Below are 26,804 nucleotides of genomic sequence, written 5' to 3'. Positions count from 1 at the left end.
CTGCTCTCGCGCCTGAGCATTCGCCACACCTGAGCAACAAGCTATGTCCGCTGGCCGCCAAAACGACCTACAAAACGGCGTATCCGCTCATCACTGCAGTGCCAAATATCTTGCAAAACGATGCAGCTGTGCATAACCTCTCACGCAACACACCCGCCATGCCTATGGTTGCTTCGGCAGCTACGCACAAATTGAGCGGGTTTTTTATGCCCGGTAGTTTTTCCGCATGAAGCCCTTCAGCAAGCCAGCCATTGATATTCCTGCGCAGTTGGCCCTACTCAAACAACGTGGGCTTACCATTCAGGACGAAGGCAAGGCGCACTGTTTTCTCGAAGCTGTGAGCTTCTTTCGCCTCACGCCTTACATGCGCCCTTTCCAACTCTCGGAGGATGCCGAGCACGGTTTCAAACCCGGTACGCGTCTACTAGCACTCACTCGCCTGTACGATTTCGACCGACGCCTGCGCCTGCTGGTCATCGATGCAATTGAACGCATTGAAGTCGCGGCAAGAGCGGCCATCAGCAACCACATGGGGCCACAATATGGCGCTCACTGGTATCTGGAGAGTCGTTTCTTCCAGCGCGATTATCGTCACCAGGTGCTGCTCGACAGTATTCGCAGCAAACAGGACAAGGCGCGTCAGGACCATGTGCGCGAATGCCGGCGCATCGACGCCTCACAAGCGCCTGATGCCCGCAAAGCGCAACTCAAAGGCCTGCGCGCCAAGGAAAGCTATGCACGCCATTACACGCTGACTTACGACGCACCCGACCTCATGCCCGCCTGGGCCGCCATGGAAGAAATCACCCTGGGCGAGCTCTCGCACCTGTTCAAAGGTCTGGCACGCGATGCCGACAAAAAAGCCATCGCCCGACGCATGGCCTTGCCCGGACCACTGCTGCAGTCCTGGCTGCACACCCTGACCACCATTCGCAACATCTGCGCGCATCACGCCCGGCTGTGGAACCGCGAACTGGGTATCCGTCCCGAACTACCCAAAACGGCCAACTTCCCTTGGCCGCAACACCTGCAAAATCCTGGACAACACGCTCGCATGTTCACGGTGCTGTGCATCCTCAACTTGCTGATGCGCCAAGTCAGCCCGCATACAAGTTGGGATAGGCGTTTGCATGAGCTGTTGAACGAGTTCGCGGAAATCAATCTGGCAGCCATGGGCTTCCCGCCCGACTGGCAGAACGACCCGTTCTGGCAAGCGCCTAGCTGAGCACACCACCCATTCAATCCTGTGAGCCGAATAGCCGACTTATTCGGCTTGCGCCCTGCCCCACTAAGAGTGTCCCATGACCAACTCCGACATCGTCCAGAAACTCTGGAACCTCTGCGACGTCCTACGCGACGACGGCATCAACTACAGCGACTACGTCACCGAGCTGGTTTTGCTTCTGTTCATCAAGATGGAATACGAGCAGGTGCAGAATAACGACAGCTTCGCCCACAAGCTGCCCGAGGGTGCGCGCTGGCCGGACCTGGCCGGTAAGTCCGGGCTCAACCTGCTTGATCACTACCGGCAGATGCTGCTGGATCTTGGCAAGAACAGCGACCCGCTGATAGCCGCCATATATGCCGACGCCCAGACTCGCCTGAAAGAGCCGCGCCACTTGGAGCAACTGATCAAGAGCCTGGACGGTATCGACTGGTTCAGCGCCCGCCAGGACGGCCTCGGCGACCTCTACGAAGGCCTGCTGGAAAAGAACGCCAGCGAAACCAAATCCGGTGCCGGCCAGTACTTCACCCCGCGCCCGCTGATCGACAGCATCATCCGCGTCATCCGCCCACAACCTGGCGAAGTCATTCAAGACCCGGCCGCCGGCACCGCCGGCTTCCTGATTGCCGCCGACGCCTATATCAAAAGCCACACCGACGACCACTACGACCTCGACGCCAAGGCCCAGACCTTCCAGCGCAACCGCGCTTTTGTAGGCGTTGAACTGGTGCCTGGCACCCGCCGTCTGGCCCTGATGAACACCCTGCTGCACGGCATGGAAGGCGACGAGGAAGGCGTGGTTCACCTGGGCAACGCTCTCGGCCAAACCGGCGCCAAACTGCCAAAGGTCGACGTGATCCTCTCCAACCCGCCCTTCGGCACGGCCAAGGGCGGCGGCGGCCCAACCCGCGACGACCTCACCTACAAGACAAGCAACAAGCAACTGGCCTTTCTCCAGCATATCTACCGGGGCCTCAAGCCCGGCGGCCGGGCCGCCGTGGTGCTGCCGGACAACGTCTTGTTCGAAGCCGGCGTCGGCACCGACGTACGCCGCGACCTGATGGACAAGTGCAACCTACACACCATCCTGCGTCTACCCACCGGCATCTTCTACGCCCAGGGCGTGAAGACCAACGTACTGTTCTTCCAGAAGGGCACCACCGACAACCCGCGTCAGGAGCAAGGCTGCACCCACCGTGTATGGGTATATGACCTGCGCAGCAATATGCCCAGCTTCGGCAAGCGCACCCCATTCGGTACCGCTCACCTCAAACCCTTCGAAGAGGCCTATGGCAAGGATGCCAACGGCAATAGCCCACGCGCCGAAAATGTCGAAGGTATCGGCGAAACCAGCCGCTTCCGCGTGTTTACCCGCGAGCAGATCCGCGAACGCGGTGACTCACTGGACATCAGTTGGCTAAAAGATGCCGACAGCCTGGACGCCGCAGACCTACCCGCCCCTGAGGTGCTGGCCGGTGAAGCCATGGCCGAACTGACCGAAGCCCTGCATGAGCTGGAAGAACTGATGAAGGCGCTGGGGGCTGGGGATGAAGTGGCGGCGCAGAAGCAGTTAATGGCGGAGGTGATGGGGTTGATGGTGGCTCAGGAGAATGGCAATGAGTGAGCTGCCCAAAGGCTGGATCAGAACCACCTTGGGGCAGGTTGTGAGCTACGCCGACAACGAAACAGTTAGCCCGACTGATTTGCCAGCAGATGTCTGGCTTCTTGAACTTGAGGACATTGAGCGCGACTCAGGCAAGGTGCTGGACCGGAAAACTGTTGGAGAGCGCGCACCGAAAAGCTCTAAAAATCGTTTCTATGCCGGGGATGTACTCTACGGGAAACTGCGGCCCTACCTGAACAAGGTTGTAAGGGCTGATCGGGATGGCTTTTGCTCCAGCGAAGTCATTGCCATATCGCCGGGGCTACTCGACAAGAATTACCTTTTTTACTCAATGCGTTCCCCTGGCTTCATTGAGTATGTAAGCAATGTTTCGCATGGGATGCGGATGCCGCGCTTGGGCACTCAGCAAGCTAAATCTGCTCCATTTGTGCTGCCACCTCTCGCTGAACAAACCCGCATTGCTCAAAAAGTTGATGAGCTGCTGGCCCAGGTCGATACCCTCAAAGCCCGCATCGACGCCATGCCCGCGTTGCTCAAATGCTTCCGCCAATCTGTACTCGCCGCAGCGGTTACTGGGCGGTTGACGGAAGAGTGGCGAGAAAAGCTTTGCTTAGATGTTTGGTCGAGTACCTCGTGGGCAGAAATTCTCAAAAATAATAAAGATGCGTTCAAACGAGGGCCCTTCGGAAGTTCCCTTACGAAAAGTATGTTTATTGCGCATGGATATAAGGTCTACGAGCAATATTGCCCAATTAATGACGACTGTACATTTGCGAGATACTACATCTCCCCCCAAAAATTTGAGGAAATGGAGGCTTTCGCTGTTGAGCCTGGAGACTTTCTGATTAGCTGTTCGGGTGTAAGTCTTGGTCGTATCACTCAAGTGCCTCCTGGAAGTGAGCCGGGAATAATAAATCAGGCCTTGCTGCGGGTACGTTTAAATCCATCACTATACAGCGATGCATTCTTCAAAATAATTTTTAGATCACCAAGCTTCCAGAAGGATTTGCTCGATAACAGTACAGGCTCCGCAATCCCTAATTTGAAGGGGGTTAAAGAGCTAAAGGCAATGCAAGTTCCGCTGCCAACATTGGAAGAGCAGATAGAAATCGTCCGTCGCGTCGAACAACTCTTCTCCTTCGCCGATCAACTGGAAGCCAGAGTCGTCTCGGCCAAAACTCGTATCGATCGTCTTACACAAAGCATCTTAGCCAAAGCCTTCCGTGGAGAACTGGTGCCACAAGACCCGAACGACGAACCTGCCGTTGTGTTGCTGGAGCGAATCAAAGACCAGCGTGCCACCGTCCCAAAAGCCAAGCGCGGGCGGAAAAACGTATGAAGCGAGTGTTCATTGCCAACTTCGGACGGGAAAACTACGAGTGGCCCAACTGCCTTCGCCGCTCGACGGTGGCGACCATGAACTCCTTTAAAACCCACGACCTTTGGTTAGCCGGCAACCGCGAGGCATTCATACTGACGTCAATGAATGTCGAGCGAACGGCACTCGGTGTGGCTCCAACACGCTCCGTCGCTTCCCGTTGGTTCAACCTGATGACCACCATCGCCGAAACCTCTAGCGATATCTGGATTCACCGGGAAAAGAACACACTCTGGTGGACCGAGTCGTTGCCCGACTCTCCAACTTTTGAACTGAGTGAAGACCCAACCGGGAAAACGCCCAAGCCGGTCTATGTTTGCCATAAACCGTGCAAGCCTTGGTCAAGCAAGAGCCTGAACGGCAGCCCTTTAGAGTGGAACGGCCTTCACCCCAAGGCGCGCGACTTCCTCTCAACCGAGGCCACGCTTCAGCAATTGTCCCCAGACTACGCCGAGTACGCTCTGGCGCTTGTATTTGGTAAAGATCTGAGCCCTTGGCATGACCGCAAAGAGTGGAAGGACAAACCGAGCTTACACAAAGCCAGCCCAGTGACATCCTTTGGAGACCTCCAGCGGTCAGCGTTCAATATGGCGCGAACAGCCTGGCAAACGACGCAAGCTGCCAACGGTCAGGAAGAAAAACGCACGGTCAAAATCAAAAGCTTTGGCTTCCTTGATGAAGATGAGCTACGCGCCTACCTGGAAGAGCTCTTCACCCTGCAGGAAGGCTTGTGCGCGCTTACAGGCATACCGCTGCAGCATTTGGGGTCGGAATTGGATCGGGAACTGGTTTGTTCCCTGGATCGTATAGACAGCGATGGCCACTACGAACCGAGTAATTTGCAAATAGTATGCTGGTTCGCCAATCGCTGGAAAAGTGACAGTGACAACGCGGAGTTCGTGCGTTTAGTTCAACTGCTCAGGGCCGTACCAACAGCCTGACCGCTTCTCGATAGAGAGCAGTACGCTGGCGGTACAGTGCCCAGCTTTTACTGATTACCCTGGAAGGGTTCTAGGCTGCCACATGCGTTTCCCGCGACCAGGCGCTGGCTATCCGGGTCGATCTGCGGAGCGGTGTCGAGTGGCGGCATCTCGGGCTCGTGTGGCTGGGCTTTGATCCAGGAGGTGCTGAGCCTGCTGTGCGTTTAACCCGAGAGACATTGGGACAACTGGGACTACAAGCCACGTGCCTGCGTTTCTGCTAGAGCCTCACAGGAGGTCGATAGGCGGTTCGAACCTGTTAATAGGTACGATGTAGACACGAAAATGCCATTCCCACTCTCCGAAACCTCTACAGACCGCGTTACTAAGTACCAAACCTAGGGACTATAAATCCTCTTGTAGTGGCTTTGTAGCCCTGTTTATCGGTGTCCTATACGCACCAACTGGTCGCCGCCGGACCTGCCACACCGCACACGCATCTGCGCCAGATGGCAGCGTTTAAGACGCCCAACAAACTCGCTGTAGGAACCATGCGGCTCAGCATGGTCGATACACCAGGCGCACCAGCGGGCGAAAATATCGTCGTCGAAGTTTGTTTGAGATTTATAAAACTCAAGCATCAGATGATCTTTCATTCTCCCAGGCCTCATAGTTTGCGGGTTACAGCCTTCCGATAAAGATGCTGGCCGTTTTTCTAGTTGTGTGCCTGCTGCCACAGTTTTCTTTACATCAAAGAGTTTTTCCTGACCAATCGAACAAATAATTCTGCGTAGCTTTCGCCTGGGAGCAGCGCCGCCTTCACAGCAGCGAGGTCTTCGGGGCTGAACCAAAGCGTTCTCGTCGTCCAACCTTGAGCCCGGCGGCGGCTGTTCAGCGCACGCATTTTGGCTGCCATCCGCGTTTTGGGCTTCGGTGCAGCCAGTAGCCAGCCCATGGTCAGCAGCCGCTCAACCTCGTCCGGCGAGGTAATGGACCTGGCGTGGCTACCATGCACGAGAAGTTTCGCTTTCATTTTCACCGCCCCATCCAGAGGGCTGTCAGAGTTTTTCCCTGAAAAAACACGCGGACGCTGAATGGCATAAAAACACGTTGAAACGCCATTAAAACCCGTAAAAATGCTCATTTACATGAGAATTAATTTATTTGTTTTTTTTGACACTAGTACTCAAACCACCGGTGTAGAGCGGCTGGTGCTGTCAGAAAATGAGGTCTGACTGTCAGCTGACAGCTGCCCGGTGTCCTACTGACATTTTCTGACAGTCAGACCTCTTTTTCTGACAAGTCAGCCCCCTTTTTCTGACAGCTAAGCACCACCCAGTCACCCTCCTGAGTGACCGTCCCGCTCAACTCCATCACCGCCACGATTTCGTCCATTTCCCGCCGCGTGATGGTCAAGGCTCGATACAGCTCGCGCATGGTCATCCTGCCGCCCTTGGCCTTCTGTAGCTTTCTGGTCACACGTTTCACGCTCTTTTCGAACAAACTCCCGGCCAACGTACTGCCGATCTTGCTCAACGTGGTCTCGACGCTCCAGGTCACGAATGCCAGGGCCTGCTCGAACTCTCGCATGCCGACCTCGACGCGCCCATCACTCACAGTGAGGATGGCCGCGACCTTGCCGACATGCTGTGCGAACCGGCCGTACAGCGCCCCATACTCACCCCGCTGATTAGCGAACTGTTCAGGCCCCAGCGCCCTCATTGCCTCCCTCGCCTCGGGGCTGAACTCGACTTGACGGCCGAACCTGAGACCCGGCACGTCGCCGATCAGGTCGCGCATCCGACCGGCGCGGAAAAACGCATTGAGCCGATCCTGTAGGGCCTTCTCAATGGCATGGCACGGCGATGCATTCTCGACGTACAGCACATCGTCGGGCAGGCAGACGAACAGGAAGCGGTTGATCGTGCCGTCCTCCAGGTGCCGGGTCTGGAGCGTCTCCCACACCTTGTCCGTGGTGCCGCCCAGTATCTGCATGAAGGGGTTTTCCACTGCCGGCAGGGTCTTCTTCTCGTCGGCGTAGACCTTCGGCGGCATCCGGTCACCGTCGTAGCCCTCAAGGATGGCGCGGCTCATGGAAGAGCCGTTGGCAGTGTCCTTGAGGCCGTCGATCTTATGCGCCAGCTCGTCGATTCGGATAATGACATTGGGCGTCACGCCCAGCTGGCGCCGTAGCGCCGCCTCGGACGCAGGGAAGTCCATCACGCAATCCTTGGCGTCGGTGGCCGACAGCAGCCTGAGCCCGGCCTTGATGGCCTCGGTCTTACCGGTGCCGGTGCCACCGACCAGGGCGATATAGAGATTGAGGATGCCCCCTCCTACGGTGCAGTACGGGCCGATCAGGCAGGCCACTACGGACAGCGCAGCGGCGTAGGAGAATTCCTCCCTCGGGGCGCGTGATGCACGCATGATCCAGCGGGCAATCTCACCCACCAAACCGGGCGCGGTGTCGTATATGTGCATGGGGAAGGTCGGGGGGCCGAAGTCGGGGATCTCGTCGGCAGCGGTCACAAGCTTGTCGCTCCAGTTGTCGTTGAACGAAACAAGCTTTGCCCGCTTGCCCTTTATGGATAGAGGGAACGCTTTATTAATCTCGTTGTGTGCAAACTTGAGCGCTTTAGTTTCCTCGTCACTACGGTGGGCTAAAAGGTATTGCCAGAGCGCAGGCGTTTTAACCAACGTGGCCAGCACGTCTTCATTGGATACGTTGCTGTCCAGCAAGCGGATAATAAGGCCCTGCATTGTCTTGGACTTATCGCCATAATGTGTGCCGTCGATAAGCTTCTTCATGTCGACGGTAAGGCGGATGCGGGCCAAGTCAGCTGGTTTGCCGGCCGTGTCCGGTGCAATGGGCACCTCGAACTTTTCAACGTATGGCTTCATGCCCCACGACGCGATAGCTTTTAAATCCTTTGGCTCAAGCTGTTTAAACTCAAGCATCTGGATAGTGTCGAAGGTCACAGTCAGGAAGCGTGGCGCCGAGCCAATATAGATTTCGGCGTGCTCGCAGAATGGCGGCTTGGTGTCGTTGGAATCCTTATATTTTTTGCACCAAGTCGTCGGCGCCCAAGCGAAGGCGCGGACGCCTTTACCCGAGGGCGACCACTCGGTGTACGTTTCAAACGGCAGGTTGAACTCTTCACCCACGCCATCGAAGTCGAAGCCAACCAGCGTGAGCCCGTCTACTTCGATGCCGTCGGTCATGACGAAGCCTACACCGGATAGGCCAAACCCTTCCTTGGCAATTTGCAGTGCAGTGATTAGTGGACGCCAGTCAAGCGGATCGGTAGTGGATAATCCATGGCGGCCGTTATCGGGAACCTTGTCGTGCTTGTTGCGTTTGGAATTCCAGACCAATTTAAAAGGAACCCAGCGGTTCAATTCCCCGACGTAGCCAAAGATATCGTCAAGAGTCATATATCACCCACTAAGCTTTTTTTACGGCCGACGGAACACCTTCGATTGCCAGACGTTTTATCTCGTCGATATGAATACGGCGATCAGCACCGAATTGCACCCACGGCAAAGCACCGTTGCGCATTAATGCGTAGATTGAACTGCGGGAGATAGACAGCGCTTTAGCAGCGTCATTTGGTGACAGCACAATAGGGGTGATTTCTGAGGCCATGGTGCGTACTCCGAGAGACTTAATTTTGTGAAACTTTTTAAGTCGTCTCGAATATTACGACTGCCGATCTGCATCCGTGGAAGCAGTGATTCAAACAATACTCCTCTGCACATGGCCGTCAATAGTTGTATGTGTGCTAAAACGTGTAACCGCACAAGAAACTTGTGCAAAACCACGCTTTACTTAAGACCAAATAGAAATGCGATTAATTATTCTGCAAACAGCCTATTAATTCACAAAATCACCCACGAAAATTGGTATCCGTGGGAGATTCTAATGGTTTATGCCGTTGGTCTGATTTGCACGACCTTGGCGGCTTCGCCGCTGGCCAACTGATCCAAGTAGCGTGCCCACTTCTCCAGGTCCGTCTTCTTCTCGGGCAGGTAGCTATAGCGGTCGTAGTGCTTGGCTTGGACACCGGACCGGCCATGCGAAAGCAGCCATGCGCGCCGTTCCTGATTCACCCCAAGCCCGGCTAGGTGGGTCTCCACAGTTGCCCGCATATGCCTCCAGGTAAAGCGCCGGGTCTTGCCCTGCCCGGCCAGCAGGTCACCCAGGGCGCTGAATATCCCTTGCAGGCTGCCGGGCGTGGCGGTGCGATCCCCGCGCAGGCTGAAGGGGCCAGGGGCGCCAGTCCCTCGAAGCGCCAGCAGCGGCGCCATGACCTCGGTCAAGCGTGCTGTCATCGGCAATAAATGCGCACGGGGCGGCGTGCCCTTGCCGCCCTTCAGATCCGTCAGCTGCATCACCGCCCCATGCTCTGCGTCGTCGTAGAAGTCGGCCCAGGTGACACGGCACAGCATCTCGACCCGTTGCCCGGCCAGGTACAGCATGCTCTTGGCGAGGGCACGGTGACGCTCGGGTAGGCCTTCGATGGCTTCGAGTACCACCTTCAATTCGTCCTTGGTTAGCGCCCAGGTTTCCGCCCGGTCGGCACCTTCGATGGTGGGCACATCCCGCACCGGGTTGGCGGTCAGGCCGAACAACACGGCATCGGCAGGGCGCAGGGGGTTCAGGTCGAAGCCTAGGCCGAAGGCGAACGCGGCTTGCAGGTAGGCGCGCAGCTTCGCAGTCTGCCGCAACTTGCCATTGGTGGCGCTGGCGGGGGTCAGCCGCTTGCCCCGCCCCTTGTTGGCCACGGGTCGCGTCAGGCAGTGGCGCAGGATCGCAGATACATCGGTAGGCTGAATTTCCTTGGCTGGCTTGGCCACCAGCTCAGGAAACGGCGCCAGCACATTGAGATTGAGCGAGCCGCGAACCTCTTTGGTGCTGGTCTTGCCCCGGCGTTCCATGTCGGCGGTGTAGGCATCGAGCAACTGGGCGAAGTTGCCTTGACGGGCCCTTGCTGCTTCTGCCTGCTTCAGCACATCCAACTGGGCAGCTTCCACCGCCAGCCGTGCCTGCTCTGCCTTAGCTTCCAGCTTGGCATGCTGGTGCAGATCGGTGATGCCTTGGCGGTACAGCAGCGACAGGCGATCCGCTTCCAGCCGGGCTTCGGCCAGTCCCTCTTCATAGATACGCAGTTGAATCTGTTTACCGTTCAGGCTGTAGCGGAAAAAGTAGGTGACGATGCCATGCGGTGAAGCGCGCAGCCGCAAACGGCCTGTGCCCCGCGTACCACCCTCGGTTTTCCACACATCGGCGCCGAGTTTGCAGGCCTCCTTCTTCGCTGCATCTACAGTCACGTTGGTGAAGTCGCCCATGGCCGTTTCTCCCGTGTCTACAAAAATCTATATAGGGCCCGGTCACTGGCGCACATAAGCGAACAGGCACAAACAAAGGATGGGCGCCGGCCTGTGATTTTCAAAGGATTCTTCTGGTCTAAAGAACACTAGGGGACATGAGGGAACAGCATTGTTTGGGCCTCATAATCCTTTGGTCCACGGTTCAAGTCCGTGTGGGCCCACCAAATACCAGAAAGCCGCGCGATTCCGCGGCTTTTTCATGCCTATCGATCAGCCGCGCCGTTATGCCCGCTTCTTCGATACGCTATTTGCCTGCGTCTCAGGCAACCGAAGTGCTTCCCAACCCTTCATGGCCAGGCCAACTGTCTTCGGCACCGGTTTTTCGCCCTTACGGTAATAAGCCAACATACGCCTGCTCAGCCCTAGCTCTTCAGCTGCTCGATCCAACGTCAGCTCATGTTTGGCCATCCAGCTCCAGATGAGCTCGTGTGAACACTCCCCCGTCCGCGAAGGTGAGCAGCAATGAAGCGGGGCCCACCACGGTTACCTCGGTCAGCTGGAAATGCTTGTTGGTCATGGATTCAACTCCTCCCACATTGCTACCAGTCGAGCCCTGTTTCGCAAAGCCCATTCAAGTGCCTTACTTGCGACCCACCGAGGCCGTCAATGGGTACAGTGCAATGGTTGCACCAGACAGTATTATTCGAGCATCCCGCCCACAGCTCCGGAAATGTAACTCTTCTTACTCACCTCTTGACCGCATCTCGACCTGCCGCGGGTTGTAGAAGGTCATGCCAGCCGGAATATCCCGCGTAACCAACGACATCGCGCCAATCACCACGTCGTCGCCAATATCGATGCAGTCGGCAACGATGCAACTGTTAGCCCCCATGCTCACGTTGTCGCCAATGCGCAGCGCGTAATCGTCCAACCCTAGTGTCTTGATACCGATCGAGCAGTTCTGCCGGACGAAGAAGTTGCGCCCGATGCTCACGTGTCGGGTAATTACTACCCCCGGCAGGTGTGCGATGCGCAGGCCGGGCGCGATCTGTGCGCCGATGTCGATGTCCAGCGCGTACTTGAGGTTGAGCCGCTGTTGCATGCGCCGGGCGTGACGCCGCGCCAGGCCGCCGCGGGCGTCGAGGTACTGGGCCAGGCGGTAGGCAAAGAGGAAACGCAGTTTGTTGTCCTTGCGCGCACGGCGCAGCACGTTGAACAGCAGGCTTATACGGCGCCCGGGCCTTTTCTTGTTGGCGACTTCCAGTCGCCAGCATTCGAGCAGGTGGTCGAGGTTCACGCTGAGGTTCCCGTTGAGCTAGCGCTTCATCATGCCGAAGGCACAGCCACCAGGCCAGCGCAGTCGTTGTAGGAGCGCGTCGGATTGTTCAGCTGTGCCCGGCCTTGCCCTGATTGGCACTCGCTGGCTAGGCTAGCAGGCCAACCGTAGAGACTCGCCATGTCGGATTCCCGCTCTATCACGCTGGATGAAATCGATCGCCAGCTGATCGCCCTGCTGCAAATCAACGCCCGCGAAAGCGTCGCCACCCTCGCGCGCCAGCTGGGCATCGCCCGCACCACCGTCAACTCGCGCCTGGAACGGCTGGAGAAGAACAAGGTCATCTCAGGCTATGGCGTGCGCTTGGGTCAGAGTGTGATGGGTGGCGGGCTGCAAGCGTACGTGGGGATCAAGGTGCAGCCGCGCTCCGGGAAGGAAGTGGTACGCCGTCTGAGTGCCATGGGCCAGGTGCAGCAGCTGTGTGCAGTAAGCGGCGAATTCGACTATGTGGCCTGGCTGCGTACGGACTCGCCCGAGCAACTGGACCAGCTGCTCGACCAGATCGGCAGTGTCGACGGGGTGGAAAAAACCACCACGTCGATCATTCTCAGCAGCAAGGTGGATCGCGGTCAGCCAATCTGAGCGACATCCTCCAGCACCGTCAATATCTTGAGTGAAACGCTGTATCGACCGATCGAGGCCTATACCTGCGTTACTTGCTGCAATTCATTCGTGCTGAGGCGTAGCGTCAATGCGTAATAGGCTGGTTAGAGGCCGGATTGACAGGCCTCACCACCTCTTCCAAACTATACGCAGATAACGTACACAGCATGGACGCCGTTTTTGTTGAGCTTCCCCCGTTCGAACGTCATCGTCCCAGTTACCTGAGCGACGAAGACTTTCGCTCCTTGTAACAGTTTTTGTTGAAGAATCCGCTTGCTGGAGATTTGATCCAAGGTACAGGTGGCCTCCGGAAGCTGCGATTTTCGGACTCCCAACGCCAAAAGGGCAAGCGGGGCGGTATCCGCGTCATCTACTACTTCTGGCTTCCGGGGACTCAATTCTGGCTGTTTACCCTATACGGCAAAGGCATGCAGGATGACTTGACCGACTCCCAGCGAAAAGCTCTGAGAACCATGCTCGAACGCGAATACCTGTCGAGGACCCACCATGCCACGCAACCTGTTCACTGAACTCACTGAAGGCTTCGACGCCTTGGCCGAAGAACGCCAAGGCAAGAAGACCCTGCGCTCGCACAAAGTCAGCTCCATCGAACTGGCCCCCTTGGCGCCTAATGAACTGTTGGAACTGCGCCAGCGCCTCAACATGTCCAGGGCACTGTTCGCGAACTGTCTACGGACCAACGCCAGAACACTGGAGAACTGGGAGCAAGGCCGTTCCAGACCTAATGCGCAGGCTGTTGCGCTCATTCGCCTTGTGCAGAAATACCCCGAGACCGTGGATCACCTCGCATCCCTTATCTGATTCATCATAATTGATCTTTTATTAGTAAATATGACGAATAAAGCTACATTCAGACACCACTCTGAACCTTAATTACGAACGCCCTACTCCCTAAAATGACCACCAGGCATCTCCTATACTCAGGCTCCGCTCCCCGCGCAGCCTCTCTGGCAAGGTCACTTCATGAACAAGAAAAACCGCCACCCCGCCGACGGCAAGCAGCCCATCACCATCTTTGGTCCGGACTTCCCCTTCGCCTTCGACGACTGGCTGGAACACCCCGCAGGCCTGGGCAGCATTCCAGCCGAGCGCCAGGGTGAAGAAGTGGCCATCGTGGGTGCCGGTATCGCCGGCCTGGTGGCGGCCTACGAGCTGATGAAACTGGGCTTGAAGCCGGTGGTGTACGAGGCCTCCAAGCTGGGTGGCCGGCTGCGTTCGCAAGCCTTCAACGGCACCGACGGGATCATCGCCGAACTCGGCGGCATGCGTTTCCCGGTGTCGTCCACGGCGTTCTATCACTACGTGGACAAGCTGGGCCTGGAGACCAAGCCCTTCCCCAACCCCCTGACCCCGGCCTCGGGCAGCACAGTGATCGACCTGGAAGGCCAGACCTACTACGCCGAAAAAACCACCGACCTGCCTAAGCTGTTCCACGAAGTGGCCGACGCCTGGGCCGACGCCCTGGAAAGTGGCGCCCAGTTCGCCGACATCCAGCAAGCTATCCGCGACCGCGATGTACCGCGGCTCAAGGAGTTGTGGAACAAGCTGGTGCCGCTGTGGGACGACCGCACCTTCTACGACTTCGTGGCCACCTCGCGCTCGTTCGCCAAACTGAGCTTCCAGCACCGCGAAGTGTTCGGCCAGGTCGGCTTTGGCACCGGCGGATGGGACTCGGACTTCCCCAACTCGATGCTGGAAATCTTCCGCGTGGTGATGACCAACTGCGACGACCACCAGCACCTGGTCGTCGGCGGTGTGGAGCAGGTGCCGCAAGGTATCTGGCGCCATGTGCCCGAGCGCTGCGCCCACTGGCCGGAGGGCACCAGCCTCAGCGGCCTGCATGGCGGCGCGCCGCGCACCGGGGTCAAGCGCATTGCCCGTGCCGCCGATGGCCGCCTGGCGGTCACCGACAACTGGGGCGACACCCGGCACTACGGCGCCGTGCTCGCCACCTGCCAGACCTGGCTGCTGACCACCCAGATCGACTGCGAGGAATCGCTGTTCTCGCAAAAAATGTGGATGGCCCTGGACCGCACCCGCTACATGCAATCGTCGAAGACGTTCGTCATGGTCGACCGGCCGTTCTGGAAGGACAAGGACCCGCAAACCGGCCGTGACCTGATGAGCATGACCCTCACCGACCGCCTCACCCGCGGCACCTACCTGTTCGACAACGGCGACGACAAGCCGGGGGTCATCTGCCTGTCCTACGCCTGGATGAGCGACGCGCTGAAGATGCTGCCGCACCCGGTGGAAAAGCGCGTGCAGCTGGCCCTGGATGCGCTGAAGAAGATCTACCCCAAGACCGATATCGCCGGGCACATCATCGGCGACCCGATCACCATTTCCTGGGAGGCCGACCCGCACTTCCTCGGCGCCTTCAAGGGCGCCCTGCCGGGCCACTACCGCTACAACCAGCGCATGTACGCGCACTTCATGCAGCAAGACATGCCTGCCGAGCAGCGCGGCATGTTCATCGCCGGTGACGACGTGTCGTGGACCCCGGCGTGGGTGGAAGGCGCGGTGCAGACGTCGCTGAATGCGGTGTGGGGTATCATGAACCACTTCGGTGGCCAGACCCACCCGGACAACCCCGGCCCGGGCGATGTGTTTGACGAGATCGGCCCGATCGCCCTGGCAGACTGACACAAGGAGGCACCATGCGCATTGCTCTGTTCCAGGGCGCCCCCAAGCCACTGGACGTGCCCGGCAACTTGCAACGGCTGCGCCACCAGGCGCAGCTGGCAGCCGACCGCGGCGCCCAGTTGCTGGTGTGCCCGGAAATGTTCCTGACCGGCTACAACATCGGCCTGGCCCAGGTCGAGCGGTTGGCCGAAGCCGACGATGGCCCGGCGGCGATGGACGTGGTGGAAATAGCCCAGGCGCACCGCATCGCGATCGTCTATGGCTACCCCGAGCGTGGTGATGATGGGGCGATCTACAACAGTGTGCAGTTGATCGACGCGCACGGGCGCAGCCTGTGTAACTACCGCAAGACTCACCTGTTCGGTGAGCTGGACCGCGCGATGTTCAGCGCAGGCCCAGACCACTTCCCGGTGGTGGAACTGGACGGCTGGAAAGTCGGCCTGCTGATCTGTTACGACATCGAGTTCCCGGAGAACGCCCGACGCCTGGCGCTGGGTGGTGCCGAACTGATCCTGGTGCCGACGGCGAACATGGCCCCGTACGACTTCGTCTGCCAGGTGACCGTGAGGGCGCGGGCGCAGGAAAACCAGTGCTACCTGGTGTATGCCAATTATTGCGGCTCGGAAGACGAGATCCAGTATTGCGGGCAGAGCAGCATCATCGGCCCTGATGGCAGCCTGCTGGCCATGGGTGGGCGGGATGAATGCCTGTTGCTGGCGGAACTGGAGCATGAACAGGTGGTGCAGGGGCGGGAGGCATTTCCTTACCTGACAGACCTGCGCCAGGAACTGCACCTGCGTAAAAGCTGACGTCCCATTCGCGGGCATGCCCGCTCCCACAGGATTGGTGTCAGTCTGCAAGCCACACCATACCTGTAGGAGCGGGCGCGCCCGCGAAGAGGCCGGGCCTGCTCATACAAATGGGTTAGCATGAACACCTACCCGGAGTTTCCATGCCTGACACCACCCGCCACCTCACCCTCGCCAACGGCCTGCAGCTGACCCTGCGCCACGCCCCGCGCCTTAAGCGCTCGGCCGCCGCATTGCGGGTGCACGCGGGCAGCCATGACGCTCCCGCCAGGTGGCCCGGCCTGGCCCACTTCCTTGAACACCTTTTCTTCCTTGGCACCGCGCAGTTCCCCCTGAACGACGGCCTGATGCGCTACGTCCAGGCCCTCGGTGGCCAGGTCAACGCCAGCACCCGGGAACGCGCCACCGATTTTTTCTTCGAAGTGCCGACCAATGCATTGGCCGGGGGCCTTGAGCGCCTGTGCCAGATGCTGGCCGAACCGGACCTGGGCATCGAGCGCCAACGCCGCGAACGCGAAGTGATCCACGCCGAATTCATTGCCTGGTCGCGCAACCCGCAGGCTCAGCAGCAGTTCGCCTTGCTGCAATCGGTTTCGCCGGGCCATCCGCTAGGCGCTTTTCACGCTGGTAACCGGCACACCCTGGCCTTGCAGAATGCTGCCTTCCAGCACGCCCTCAAAGGCTTTCACCAACGGTATTACCAGGGCGGCCAGATGACCCTGAGCCTGTGTGGCCCACAGTCGCTGGATGAAATGGAGCAGCTAGGCAGGCAACATGCCAGCCTGTTCGCCGCGGGCACGCATGCGCCACAAACGCTGCCGCCGCCACTGTCGCCACCGAACGCGCGCCTGGTGTTCACCCATGAAAAGCTCCCGGCAGGTGCCGAGCAGGCCCTGGAATTACTGATCAGTTGCCTGGGCGACAACCGCCCGGGTACCTGGCTGCATGCGCTGCGCCAACGCGGCTGGCTGCAAAGCTTCAAGGCCGAGAGGCTGTACAGCTTCTCCGGGCAGTTACTTTGGCACATCGACCTGCAGCTCAGCGCAAGCGCCAAACCGGACGAAGCAGATGCCCTGCTGCAGGGTTGGTTCAGCTTCATCCGCCAGGCCGACCTTGAGCAGATGAACCACGCATTCGGCCTGCTGCAGCTCAGCCGTGAACGCAGCGCCGGCGCGCTTGAGCTGGCTCGCCGGGACAGCACGGGCCAGCCGTTCGCCAAGCTGGATGCGCAAGGCCTGCAGGCCCTGGGCGCACTGCTCCAGGGCCTGCCGGGCCAAGCGCATGGGCAATGGCAACTGCCCCCCGTCGACCCCTTGCTGATGGCAGATTTGCCCAATGCCCCGGCACAACCTCTACCGGCGGCCTTGAAGACCAGCGACCTGCTGCCTGGCACCCGTCAGTACGCCGCGCTTTACCTGCGCTGGCACGTGCCATCGACCCTGCGCCAGCGTTTGCAGGCCGTGCTGGAACAGGCGCTGGCCCCACTACAGGAGCGCTGCGAGCGCGCGTCGGTGCAACTGCTGTTCAGTGCCGTTGGCGAATACTGGCAATTGCGCTGCGCCGGGCAACCGGCAGCGGTGCTTCGGGCATTGGAGCAGGCCTTGGCCCTGATGCTCAAGCCAGCAACCAGTTGCTGGCAGCCCAGCACGGCGACGCCACCGCCACTGATCCCCATCAGGGCCTTGCTCAAGCAACTGCCCGACGCGGTACTGGGCGCCCACCCCGCAAGTGCGCCTGCCGGCATGCCGACGCAGTCACAACTCGACAGCCTGTGGCAGCACGCCCGCTGGCATGGCCTTGCCACAGGTTTCGACGCTGCTGCGCTGAGCGCTTTGGGCACTGCGTTACAGCACTGCCCTGGGCAAGGCTCGCTGCCTGCCCCCCCGCCTACATGGGCCAGCCACCGTTGGCAGCACGCCGAAGTACCCGGCAGTGAACACGCCCTGTTGCTGTTCTGCCCGCTCCCTGCGACCAGCGAAGCCAGCGGCCGCGTGTTTGCGCAATTGCTGCAAGGGCCGGTTTACCAACGGCTGCGGGTAGAGCTGCAACTCGGCTACGCGGTGTTCAGTACCTTTCGTCAGGTCGAGGGTGTCGGCGGCCTGGTGTTCGGGGTGCAGTCGCCAAATACCCGCCCAGCGCAGATCCTCGACCACCTGCTCACCCTGCTGCGGCAAGGCATCACGCTGGATCCGCGCGCTCGGGTGGCGTTGGCCGAGCAATTCGACGAGCCCGCCATGGCCAACGCCGACGTTGCCGAATGGGCATGGCAGACACACCTGGCTACACAACCGGGCACGTTGGATGAGCTGCGCCGGGCTATCTTGAAGACGCGGCAGACGGATCTGGACCAGCTGCTGGGCACCCTGCTCGATAAGGACTGCCCTTGGCTCTGCTTGGCCAACGCTGCCGCGCCAGCCCTTGAATGGCCGTGAACAACCTCGCGATTGTTACGCCAATTACAACGGCGCTTTTCGAATAATTAACCTTTCGGTACAAATTTTTCTTGTAAGATAGCGCAATCCCAGTTTCAGGGAACTGCCGGCCCATGGCGGTACCCAAGTAGTAGCTGAGCAACCCAACCCTCATTCGGAAGGAGTAATTCCATGTGGACCAAACCTGCTTACACTGACCTGCGTATCGGTTTCGAAGTCACCATGTACTTCGCAAGCCGCTAAGCCAGGCTTGCGCCTCAACGCCTCGGCCCGCCGGGGCGTTTTCGTTTTTACGACACGGTTTTCTGCATAGAGAGTGGCCATGTACATCCAGGTTCTCGGCTCCGCCGCCGGTGGCGGGTTCCCGCAGTGGAACTGCAACTGCGTCAACTGCAAGGGCTACCGTGACGGCACCCTGCGGGCCACGGCGCGCACCCAATCGTCCATCGCCCTGTCCGACGACGGCGTGCACTGGGTGCTGTGCAATGCCTCGCCCGACATCCGCGCCCAGCTCCAGGCCTTTGCGCCGATGCAGCCGGCCCGTGCCCTGCGCGACACCGGCATCAACGCCATCGTCCTGCTGGACAGCCAGATCGATCACACCACCGGCCTGCTCAGCCTGCGCGAAGGTTGCCCGCACCAGGTGTGGTGCACCGACATGGTCCACCAGGACCTGAGCACCGGTTTCCCGCTGTTCAACATGCTCAGCCACTGGAACGGTGGCCTGCAGTGGAACCGCATCGAGCTGGAAGGCAGCTTCGTGATCGACGCCTGCCCAAACCTCAAGTTCACCCCGTTCCCGCTGCGCAGCGCCGCGCCGCCCTACTCCCCGCACCGCTTCGACCCGCACCCGGGCGATAACCTGGGTTTGATGGTCGAAGACACCCGCACCGGCGGCAAGCTGTTCTACGCACCGGGCCTGGGCCAGGTAGACGAAAAGCTGCTGGCGATGATGCACGGTGCCGACTGCCTGCTGGTCGACGGCACCCTGTGGGAAGACGACGAAATGCAGCGCCGTGGCGTGGGCACCCGCACCGGCCGCGAGATGGGTCACCTGGCCCAGAACGGCCCTGGCGGCATGCTGGAAGTGCTCGACGGCTTCCCGCGCCAGCGCAAGGTACTTATCCACATCAACAACACCAACCCGATTCTCGACGAAGACTCACCCGAGCGCGCCGAAGTCCTGCGCCGGGGCGTCGAAGTTGCCTTCGATGGCATGAGCATCGAGTTGTAAAACCGAGATCGCACAAGCAACACAGTTCCCCTGTGGGAGCGGGTTCACCCGCGAAGAATCCAACACAGTGTATGGCACCGGCTTCGCCGGTGTTCGCGGGTAAACCCGCTCCCACAGGGATCGAGCCGAGACTCAGCTTTACAGGAGCCAGCCGAATGAGCGACGCACTGCCAATGTCCCCTGCCGAATTCGAGCAGGCCCTGCGCGCCAAGGGCGCCTATTACCACATCCATCACCCGTACCACGTGGCGATGTACCAAGGGCGCGCCACCCGCGAGCAGATCCAGGGCTGGGTAGCCAACCGCTTCTACTACCAGGTCAACATCCCGATGAAGGATGCCGCGATCCTGGCCAACTGCCCGGACCGCGAAGTACGCCGCGAGTGGATCCAGCGCCTGCTCGACCACGACGGCGCACCCGGCGAGGACGGTGGCATCGAAGCCTGGCTGCGCCTTGGCCAGGCGGTCGGCCTCGACCCGGACCAGCTGCGCTCCCAGGAGCTGGTACTGCCCGGCGTACGCTTTGCCGTGGATGCCTACGTCAACTTCGCCCGCCGCGCCAGCTGGCAGGAAGCGGCCAGCAGCTCGCTGACCGAACTGTTCGCCCCGCAAATCCACCAGTCGCGGCTGGACAGCTGGCCACAGCACTACCCGTGGATCGACCCGGCCGGCTACGAGTACTTCCGCACCCGCCTGGGCCAAGCCCGGCGTGACGTGGAGCACGGCCTGGCGATTACCCTGCAGCACTACACCACCCGCGCGGGCCAGGAGCGTATGCTGGAGATACTTCAGTTCAAGCTGGATATTCTCTGGAGCATGCTCGACGCCATGAGCATGGCCTACGAGTTGAACCGCCCGCCTTATCACTCCGTCACCCAGGACCGGGTGTGGCACAAGGGGATCACCCTATGAGTCTTGATCGCAATCAGGTGCCGAGCTGGCGCCCCGGCTACCGCTTCCAGTACGAGCCGGCACAAAAGGGCCATGTATTGCTGTACCCCGAGGGCATGATCAAGCTCAACGAAAGCGCCAGCCTGATCGGTGGCCTGATCGACGGCCAGCGTGACGTGGCAGCCATCATCAGCGAACTCGAACAGCAATTCCCCGATGTCCCGGAAGTCGCCGATGACATCGAGCAGTTCATGGAGGTGGCCCGTGCCGAACACTGGATCGTCCTCGCCTGAGTTGCCGCCTACGCCCGAGGTCGGCCTGCCGCTGTGGCTGCTGGCCGAGCTCACCTACCGCTGCCCGCTGCAGTGCCCCTATTGCTCCAACCCGCTGGACTTTGCCGCCCAGGGCCAGGAGCTGAGCACCGCACAGTGGTTCAAGGTGATGGCCGAAGCGCGGGAAATGGGCGCCGCGCAAATCGGCTTTTCCGGCGGTGAACCGCTGGTGCGCCAGGACCTTGCCGAGCTGATCGGCGAAGCCCGCCGGCTGGGGTACTACACCAACCTGATCACCTCGGGTATCGGCCTGACCGAAGCGCGCATCGCCGATTTCAAGAAGGCCGGCCTGGACCATATCCAGATCAGCTTCCAGGCCAGCGACGAGCAGGTCAACAACCTGCTGGCCGGCTCGAAGAAGGCCTTTGCGCAAAAGCTGGAGATGGCCCGTGCGGTAAAGGCCCACGGCTACCCGATGGTGCTCAACTTCGTCACCCATCGGCACAACATCGACAAGATCGACCGCATCATCGAGCTGTGCATTGCCCTGGAAGCCGACTTCGTCGAGCTTGCCACCTGCCAGTTCTACGGCTGGGCGCACCTCAACCGCCTGGGGCTGCTGCCAACCCGCGAGCAACTGGAGCGGGCCGAGCGCATCACCAACGAGTACCGGGAAAAGCTCAAGGCCGAGGGCAACCCGTGCAAGCTGATCTTCGTCACCCCGGACTACTACGAAGAGCGCCCCAAGGCCTGCATGAATGGCTGGGGCAACCTGTTCCTCACCATTACCCCGGACGGCACCGCGCTGCCCTGCCACGGCGCCCGCCAGTTGCCCGTGCAGTTCCCCAATGTCCGCGACCACGACCTGCACCATATCTGGTATGAGTCGTTTGGCTTCAACCGCTTCCGTGGTTATGAGTGGATGCGCGAACCGTGCCGCTCGTGTGACGAAAAAGAAAAGGACTTCGGCGGCTGTCGCTGCCAGGCCTTCATGCTGACCGGCGATGCCAGCAACGCCGACCCTGTGTGCGCCAAGTCGGTCGACCACGGCATCATCCTCAAGGCCCGCGAGGAGGCGGAAACCGCCCAGCTCGCCATTGAACAGATGACCTTCCGCAATGATCGAAACTCCCGTGTCATCGCCCGCGGCTGAATTCAGCGCGGCCCAGGCAGTTGCCGCCGGTACCGACTTCGCCGAACTCAAAGTCAGTGCCGACGGGCTGTTCTGGATAGAATTTCGCCCCGCCGACGGTGCTTGCCGTATCTGGCACTGGCTGTACCACCAGGCCCGCTGCCTGACCCCGGATGGTTTCAGCGTGCGCAGCCGGGTCTACGAATATGGCGGTGGCAGCTTTTGCCTGGGTGGCGACGGGCTGGTGTTCGTCAACGAAAAGGACCAGCAGGTCTACACCCAGCCGCTGGACGATGTGCCACCGCGTGCGCTGACCCAGGATGCCAGCTGCCGCTACGGCGATGTGCAGTGGCACCATGGCCAGGTGCTGGCCGTGGAGGAACGCCATGCCGAGCAGGTAGAGCATCGCCTGGTGGCTTTGGCTGAAAGCAGCCGCGAAGTGCTCGCCGAGGGCGCCGATTTCTACGCCTCACCCACGGTGAGTGCCGATGGCATGCGCCTGGCGTGGATCGAATGGGACCGCCCGGCACAGCCCTGGACCCTCACCCGATTGATGGGCCGCGTACGCGACAGCAGTGGCCACTGGGGGCCCGCGCAGTGTGTAGCCAGCGATGATGAGTCGCTGCAACAGCCGCGCTTCGATGCCGAAGGCCGGCTCTACTGCCTGTCCGACCGCAATGGCTTCTGGCAGCCCTGGGGGGAAGTCGATGGCCGCTGGCAGGCGTTGCCTGCCGAGCCTGCCGACCACGCGGCTGCGCCTTGGCAACTGGGCACCTGTACCTGGTTGGCGCTGGGGCCGCACAGCTATCTAGCGAGCTGGTTCAAAGATGGCTTCGGGCAACTCGGGCTGCGTCATGAAGATGGCCGCATGGCGCGTTACGCCAGTGCCTACACACGCTTTCGCAGCCTGGCCATGGACAGCGAAAACCTGTATGCCATTGCCGCCTCGCCCATCAGCCCGCCGGCAGTGATTGCCATCGACCGCCGCAACCACGAGGTCCGCGTGCTGGCCGGTGGTGTCGAGATGCTGCCGGCGGAGCAGATCAGCCTGCCGCAGTCGATCCACTATGGCAGTGATGGCGAGCAGGCCCATGGTTTCTTCTACCCGCCAGCGCAGGCGCAAGGCGCACCGCTGGTGGTGTTCATCCACGGCGGGCCGACGTCGGCCTGCTATCCCGTGCTCGACCCTCGCATCCAGTACTGGACCCAACGCGGCTTTGCCGTGGCCGACCTGAACTACCGGGGCAGCACCGGCTATGGCCGGGAATACCGCCAGGCACTGCACCTGCGCTGGGGCGAGAGCGATGTGGCCGATGCCTGCGCGGCGGTCGAATACCTGGCTGCTCAAGGCCTGGTCGACAAGCACAAGGCGTTTATCCGCGGCGGTAGCGCCGGTGGCTACACCACCCTGTGCGCGTTGGCGTTCCATGACGTGTTCCGCGCCGGCGCCAGCCTGTACGGGGTCAGCGACCCGGTTGCCCTGGGCCGTGCCACCCACAAGTTCGAAGGGGATTACCTGGACTGGCTGATCGGCGACCCGCAGCAGGATGCCGAACGCTATCGCCAGCGCACGCCGCTGCTGCGTGCAGGGCAGATCAAGGTGCCGGTGATTTTCTTTCAGGGTGAGCTGGATGCTGTGGTGGTGCCAGAGCAGACCCGCGCCATGCTGGCGGCGTTGCAGGCTAACGGCATCGAGGCTGAAGGGCACTTCTATGCGGGTGAGCGGCATGGGTTCCGCCAGGCTCAGAACCTGGCGCATGCGTTGGAAGAAGAGTGGAAGTTCTACTGCCGGGTTTTGGCGCAGTAAGCCGAGCTAGCCCTTTGTAGGAGCAGCCTTGTGCTGCGAAAGGGCCGTCACAGGCAGCGCATTTGCTGCGCCTGTAATGGCCTCTTCGCAGCACAAGGCTGCTCCTACAGGGACCGTGTACGCCGCTTACCGTTTGGCGATGATGTACACCGCGTGCACGATCCCCGGAATGTAACCCAGCAAGGTCAGCAGAATATTCAGCCAGAACGCCCCGCCAAACCCCACCTGCAGAAACACGCCCAGCGGTGGCAGAAGAATGGCGATGATGATGCGAATAAAGTCCATGCGAGTCTCTCCTGAAGGGTTACATCAAAGACTAGCCGCCCGCCACAGAGGTTCCACAGGCAAAAAAAAACGCCCCAGGCCGAATGAAACAGGCCAGGGGCGATGCGCAGGAACGCCAGACGGTTCGTAGAATTCTCAGTATTGCTATACCGCTAAGCCGGCACCTCGCGGCGGGCCTGCTGCTGGGCATGCAGGCGGGCAAAGGCGCGGGCCAGGCGCAACAGCATTTCATCGATGTTGCCCTTGCTCACGGTCAGCGCTGGCGACAAACGCACCACATCCGCTTGCGGTGCATTGAGCAGCAGGCCTTCATGCAGGGCCGCAGCCACCAGCTCTTTGGCCAGGTTTTCTTTCAGTTGCAGTGCCCACAGCAAGCCTTGCCCGCGCACCTCACCCTGCCCATAGCGCCCAGCCAGGCGGCTCAGGCCTTCACGCAGATGGCGACCGTTATCCTGCACCTGGGCGAAGAAGCCAGGCTCCAGCACGGTGTCCAGCACAGCCAGGCCGGCGGCGCACATAAGCGCATTGCCATGGTGGCTGCCTTCCAGTTCGCCAGGCTCGGCGCAGCATGCCGTGCCCCGGGCGAGCAAGGCAGCCAGGGGCACACCGCCGCCAAGGCCCTTGCCCAAGGTGATGATGTCGGCGCGCACGCCATACAGCTCCTCGGCCAGCAGCGCACCACAGCGGCCAATGCCGGTCTGCACTTCATCGAGGATCAACAGGATGCCCAGTTCACGGCACAGTGTTTCCACGCCCTTGAGGTATTCCTGGGTGGCGGGGATAACACCCGCCTCGCCCTGGATTGGCTCAAGCATGATGGCCACGGTGCGCGAATCCACGGCGGCGTGCAGGGCGGCCAGGTCGTTGAACGGCACTTTGCTGAAGCCCGGCAGGCCAGGCTCGCAGCGGTTGCACGGCAGCGGGTCGGACGCCGACAGGGCGCCCAGGCTACGGCCATGGCAGGCCTGGGTGGCAGTGATGATGTGGTAGGCGCCGTTGCGGTGCAGCTGGCCCCACTTGCGCGCCAGTTTGATCGCACCTTCACAGGCCTCCGCACCGCTGTTCAGCAGGTAGGCCTGCTCGCTGCCGGTGCTCTGGCACAGGCGGTTGACCAGCCCCAGCAGGCCCCGGCTGTGGAAGCCCGAGCCCGGGTTGATCAGCGCCTGGGCCTGGTTTCCCAGTGCCTTCACCAGCACGCTGGGGCTATGGCCCAGGCTGTTGACTGCACCACCCTGGGTAAAGTCCAGATAGGCACGCCCTTCGTTATCCCACAACCAGGAGCCCTGACCACGTACGAACACCTGCGCTGCCCGTTCGGCGCTGGGCATCAGGCGATCACGCGACAACTCATCAGCGTGCGGCACGATCACCGGCGCGCGCTTGGGCTCGGCGACAGCGGCAGGGGCCGAGCGGCGCAGGTTGAACAGGTTCATCAGGGCTCCAACCTATCACGGTAAAGGGCGGCTACGGGGCGGTCTTGGTGCCGACACTCGATATTTTGCCTTGCCTATCAAAAGTGTTTTTCATCCGGGGTAACAATCGACTCAATGATCGCTGTAACCCGTTGGAATACGGCGATAGACTAGGCTTCGCGACGGTTTTCGACCATTTCGTTTTTCCAGCATTTTCGATAAGTGTTACTTATGGATTTCCGCCAACTGCGTTATTTCGTCGCGGTGTATGAAGAAGGCCACGTGGGCCGCGCCGCCGAGCGCCTGTCACTGTCCCAGCCGGCACTCTCCCAGCAGATCCGCCAGCTGGAACACAGCCTCGACCTGAGCCTGTTCGAGCGCAGCAACAAGCGCCTGCTGCCCACCCTGGCTGCCCACACCCTGTACAACCACGCCTTGCCATTGCTCGATGGCCTGCAGCGCGCCCACGAGGCCATGCGCAACTTCAAGGGCCAGTCGCTTCGCACCTTGGCTATCGGCGTGTTGCAGACCGTGCGGCCGAGCCTGGTGCCACAGCTGCTCGAACGGCTGCGCAAGGCACAGCCGCACCTTGTCGTGCAGATCTACGAGTTGTCGGGGCTGGAAATCGAACGGCGGCTGCTCAACGGCAGCCTGGATATCGGCATCAGCTACCTGCCACCGCGCCAACCTGGGCTGCATGGCCTGCTGCTGTACGAAGACGAGCTGCAGCTTGTGATCCCCGATACCCACCCGCTGAAGGATTTCAAGAAGGTGTCCATCCGCCAGGCCGCCGAGTTGCCCATGCTGATGCTGGGCGAAGAGTTCCAGATCCGCCAGATCTGGCAGGCGCAGCTGGCCAGCCAGGGGCGGCGGCCACACGTACAGGCAGAGATGAACAACATGGCAGGGATTCTCGACAGCCTGGCGCACACGGCACTGGCCACCATTCTGCCGGGCCGGGCCAAAGAAGCCGCCGAGGATGATCAGGGCCTGCTGTGGAAGCCGTTGAGCGAGCCGCGGGTGCCGCTGAAGGTTGGCCTGGTGTTTCGCGATGCCCAGCGCCAGCAGGCGTCTGTGGAGCTGCTGCGCACCCTGCTGGAGGAAGAGACGGACGCCCGCCTGTTGGGCGCATCGCCGCTGGATGTGCTGGCCTGAAAAACACGCGCACAAAGAAAACCCCGCCGAAGCGGGGTTTTCCAGACTGTTTCCCTGTGACATCCGTATCGCCCCGCCATCCTGGCAGGTGGTCCTTCGTCGTCTTCCTTGATCTGTCCTTTGCACTTCCTGCGCAACGTCCATGTGGTAAAGATTAACCGTGGATCCAATCTGAGAACAGTGGTGAAAAGTCACCACGTCGTGTAGGAAAAAGCTTACAAAGAGGATTCATGCCGTGAATTGGGGCTGCTGCGCAGCCCATCGCGGCACAAGGCCGCTCCTACAGCGACCG

General features: G+C 60.5%; 25 protein-coding genes and 1 pseudogene. 17 read left to right on the top strand and 9 right to left on the bottom strand.

Annotation, left to right across the window (positions count from 1 at the left end):
- Positions 1-226: 226 nt before the first annotated feature.
- From SB756_RS16605 to SB756_RS16590, 4 genes are all read left to right on the top strand, one after another.
- A complete protein-coding gene (locus SB756_RS16605; protein WP_410911160.1) occupies positions 227-1,225 on the top strand; it encodes an Abi family protein in 999 nt (332 codons plus the stop codon).
- A gap of 76 nt (positions 1,226-1,301) precedes the next feature.
- Positions 1,302-2,849: an N-6 DNA methylase gene (locus SB756_RS16600; protein ID WP_410911159.1), complete on the top strand. Its 1,548-nt coding sequence runs from the start codon at positions 1,302-1,304 to the stop codon at positions 2,847-2,849.
- The gene (locus tag SB756_RS16595; protein ID WP_410911158.1) at positions 2,842-4,188 is read left to right on the top strand and encodes a restriction endonuclease subunit S; all 1,347 of its coding nucleotides are present in this window, start codon (positions 2,842-2,844) and stop codon (positions 4,186-4,188) included. The genes SB756_RS16600 and SB756_RS16595 overlap by 8 nt, the downstream gene beginning before the upstream one ends.
- A complete protein-coding gene (locus SB756_RS16590) occupies positions 4,185-5,168 on the top strand; it encodes a hypothetical protein (protein WP_410911157.1) in 984 nt (327 codons plus the stop codon). Before SB756_RS16595 ends, SB756_RS16590 begins: the two co-directional genes overlap by 4 nt.
- Before the next feature lie 419 nt (positions 5,169-5,587).
- Here the strand turns inward: SB756_RS16590 and SB756_RS16585 are convergent, their stop codons facing one another.
- The 7 genes from SB756_RS16585 to SB756_RS16555 form a co-directional block, all read right to left on the bottom strand.
- Complete coding sequence (locus SB756_RS16585; RefSeq protein ID WP_410911156.1) at positions 5,588-5,803, bottom strand: hypothetical protein; 216 nt, start codon at positions 5,801-5,803, stop codon at positions 5,588-5,590.
- Between the two features lie 89 nt (positions 5,804-5,892).
- Positions 5,893-6,291, bottom strand: coding sequence for a hypothetical protein (locus SB756_RS16580; RefSeq protein WP_410911155.1), 399 nt, complete (start codon positions 6,289-6,291; stop codon positions 5,893-5,895).
- 137 nt (positions 6,292-6,428) lie between these two features.
- Complete coding sequence (locus SB756_RS16575) at positions 6,429-8,582, bottom strand: DUF3987 domain-containing protein (RefSeq protein ID WP_410911154.1); 2,154 nt, start codon at positions 8,580-8,582, stop codon at positions 6,429-6,431.
- 10 nt (positions 8,583-8,592) lie between these two features.
- Positions 8,593-8,793, bottom strand: coding sequence for a helix-turn-helix domain-containing protein (locus tag SB756_RS16570; protein WP_410911153.1), 201 nt, complete (start codon positions 8,791-8,793; stop codon positions 8,593-8,595).
- 281 nt (positions 8,794-9,074) lie between these two features.
- Positions 9,075-10,496: a tyrosine-type recombinase/integrase gene (locus SB756_RS16565; protein ID WP_410911152.1), complete on the bottom strand. Its 1,422-nt coding sequence runs from the start codon at positions 10,494-10,496 to the stop codon at positions 9,075-9,077.
- 436 nt (positions 10,497-10,932) lie between these two features.
- Entirely contained in the window at positions 10,933-11,055 is a 123-nt protein-coding gene (locus SB756_RS16560) for a hypothetical protein (protein WP_341797388.1), read from the bottom strand.
- Positions 11,056-11,220: 165 nt separating this feature from the next.
- Positions 11,221-11,775, bottom strand: a complete 555-nt coding sequence (locus SB756_RS16555; protein WP_341797387.1) for a serine acetyltransferase — start codon at positions 11,773-11,775, stop codon at positions 11,221-11,223.
- A 159-nt stretch (positions 11,776-11,934) separates the two neighbouring features.
- On the opposite strand from SB756_RS16555, the gene SB756_RS16550 reads away from it, so the two are divergent.
- From SB756_RS16550 to SB756_RS16495, 12 genes and pseudogenes are all read left to right on the top strand, one after another.
- Positions 11,935-12,396, top strand: coding sequence for an Lrp/AsnC family transcriptional regulator (locus SB756_RS16550; protein ID WP_059394951.1), 462 nt, complete (start codon positions 11,935-11,937; stop codon positions 12,394-12,396).
- A 188-nt stretch (positions 12,397-12,584) separates the two neighbouring features.
- Positions 12,585-12,947: pseudogene (locus tag SB756_RS16545) on the top strand (toxin).
- On the top strand, positions 12,925-13,239 hold the full coding sequence (locus SB756_RS16540; RefSeq protein WP_341797384.1) for a helix-turn-helix domain-containing protein: 315 nt from the start codon (positions 12,925-12,927) through the stop codon (positions 13,237-13,239). The pseudogene SB756_RS16545 and the gene SB756_RS16540 overlap by 23 nt, the downstream one beginning before the upstream one ends.
- A gap of 162 nt (positions 13,240-13,401) precedes the next feature.
- The gene (locus SB756_RS16535) at positions 13,402-15,084 is read left to right on the top strand and encodes a flavin monoamine oxidase family protein (protein WP_132843037.1); all 1,683 of its coding nucleotides are present in this window, start codon (positions 13,402-13,404) and stop codon (positions 15,082-15,084) included.
- A 14-nt stretch (positions 15,085-15,098) separates the two neighbouring features.
- The gene (locus SB756_RS16530) at positions 15,099-15,893 is read left to right on the top strand and encodes a carbon-nitrogen hydrolase family protein (RefSeq protein WP_410911151.1); all 795 of its coding nucleotides are present in this window, start codon (positions 15,099-15,101) and stop codon (positions 15,891-15,893) included.
- Between the two features lie 143 nt (positions 15,894-16,036).
- Entirely contained in the window at positions 16,037-18,325 is a 2,289-nt protein-coding gene (pqqF, locus tag SB756_RS16525; RefSeq protein WP_410911150.1) for a pyrroloquinoline quinone biosynthesis protein PqqF, read from the top strand.
- Between the two features lie 171 nt (positions 18,326-18,496).
- A complete protein-coding gene (gene pqqA, locus SB756_RS16520) occupies positions 18,497-18,568 on the top strand; it encodes a pyrroloquinoline quinone precursor peptide PqqA (protein ID WP_008365141.1) in 72 nt (23 codons plus the stop codon).
- A 79-nt stretch (positions 18,569-18,647) separates the two neighbouring features.
- Positions 18,648-19,559, top strand: a complete 912-nt coding sequence (gene pqqB / locus SB756_RS16515; protein WP_410911149.1) for a pyrroloquinoline quinone biosynthesis protein PqqB — start codon at positions 18,648-18,650, stop codon at positions 19,557-19,559.
- A gap of 155 nt (positions 19,560-19,714) precedes the next feature.
- Entirely contained in the window at positions 19,715-20,470 is a 756-nt protein-coding gene (pqqC, locus tag SB756_RS16510; protein ID WP_012270176.1) for a pyrroloquinoline-quinone synthase PqqC, read from the top strand.
- Positions 20,467-20,742 carry a pyrroloquinoline quinone biosynthesis peptide chaperone PqqD gene (gene pqqD, locus SB756_RS16505; RefSeq protein WP_016497682.1) on the top strand — a complete coding sequence of 92 codons (276 nt, stop codon included), beginning with the start codon at positions 20,467-20,469 and terminating at the stop codon, positions 20,740-20,742. The genes pqqC and pqqD overlap by 4 nt, the downstream gene beginning before the upstream one ends.
- A complete protein-coding gene (gene pqqE, locus SB756_RS16500) occupies positions 20,714-21,874 on the top strand; it encodes a pyrroloquinoline quinone biosynthesis protein PqqE (RefSeq protein WP_341797380.1) in 1,161 nt (386 codons plus the stop codon). Before pqqD ends, pqqE begins: the two co-directional genes overlap by 29 nt.
- The gene (locus tag SB756_RS16495) at positions 21,840-23,660 is read left to right on the top strand and encodes an alpha/beta hydrolase family protein (protein WP_410911148.1); all 1,821 of its coding nucleotides are present in this window, start codon (positions 21,840-21,842) and stop codon (positions 23,658-23,660) included. Before pqqE ends, SB756_RS16495 begins: the two co-directional genes overlap by 35 nt.
- A 126-nt stretch (positions 23,661-23,786) precedes the next feature.
- Here SB756_RS16495 and SB756_RS16490 read toward each other — a convergent pair whose 3' ends face one another.
- Complete coding sequence (locus tag SB756_RS16490) at positions 23,787-23,945, bottom strand: YqaE/Pmp3 family membrane protein (protein WP_003177654.1); 159 nt, start codon at positions 23,943-23,945, stop codon at positions 23,787-23,789.
- A gap of 152 nt (positions 23,946-24,097) precedes the next feature.
- Complete coding sequence (locus SB756_RS16485) at positions 24,098-25,378, bottom strand: aspartate aminotransferase family protein (RefSeq protein ID WP_284399078.1); 1,281 nt, start codon at positions 25,376-25,378, stop codon at positions 24,098-24,100.
- 210 nt (positions 25,379-25,588) lie between these two features.
- On the opposite strand from SB756_RS16485, the gene SB756_RS16480 reads away from it, so the two are divergent.
- Positions 25,589-26,512 (top strand): LysR family transcriptional regulator, encoded by a 924-nt coding sequence (locus SB756_RS16480; protein WP_016484586.1) that lies wholly within the window; start codon positions 25,589-25,591, stop codon positions 26,510-26,512.
- The last annotated feature ends 292 nt before the right edge of the window (positions 26,513-26,804 follow it).

The sequence above is a fragment of the Pseudomonas sp. SIMBA_068 genome, assembly GCF_046534705.1.
GTDB classification, from domain to species: domain Bacteria; phylum Pseudomonadota; class Gammaproteobacteria; order Pseudomonadales; family Pseudomonadaceae; genus Aquipseudomonas; species Aquipseudomonas putida.
This window is presented reverse-complemented; position numbering and strand designations above follow the sequence as displayed.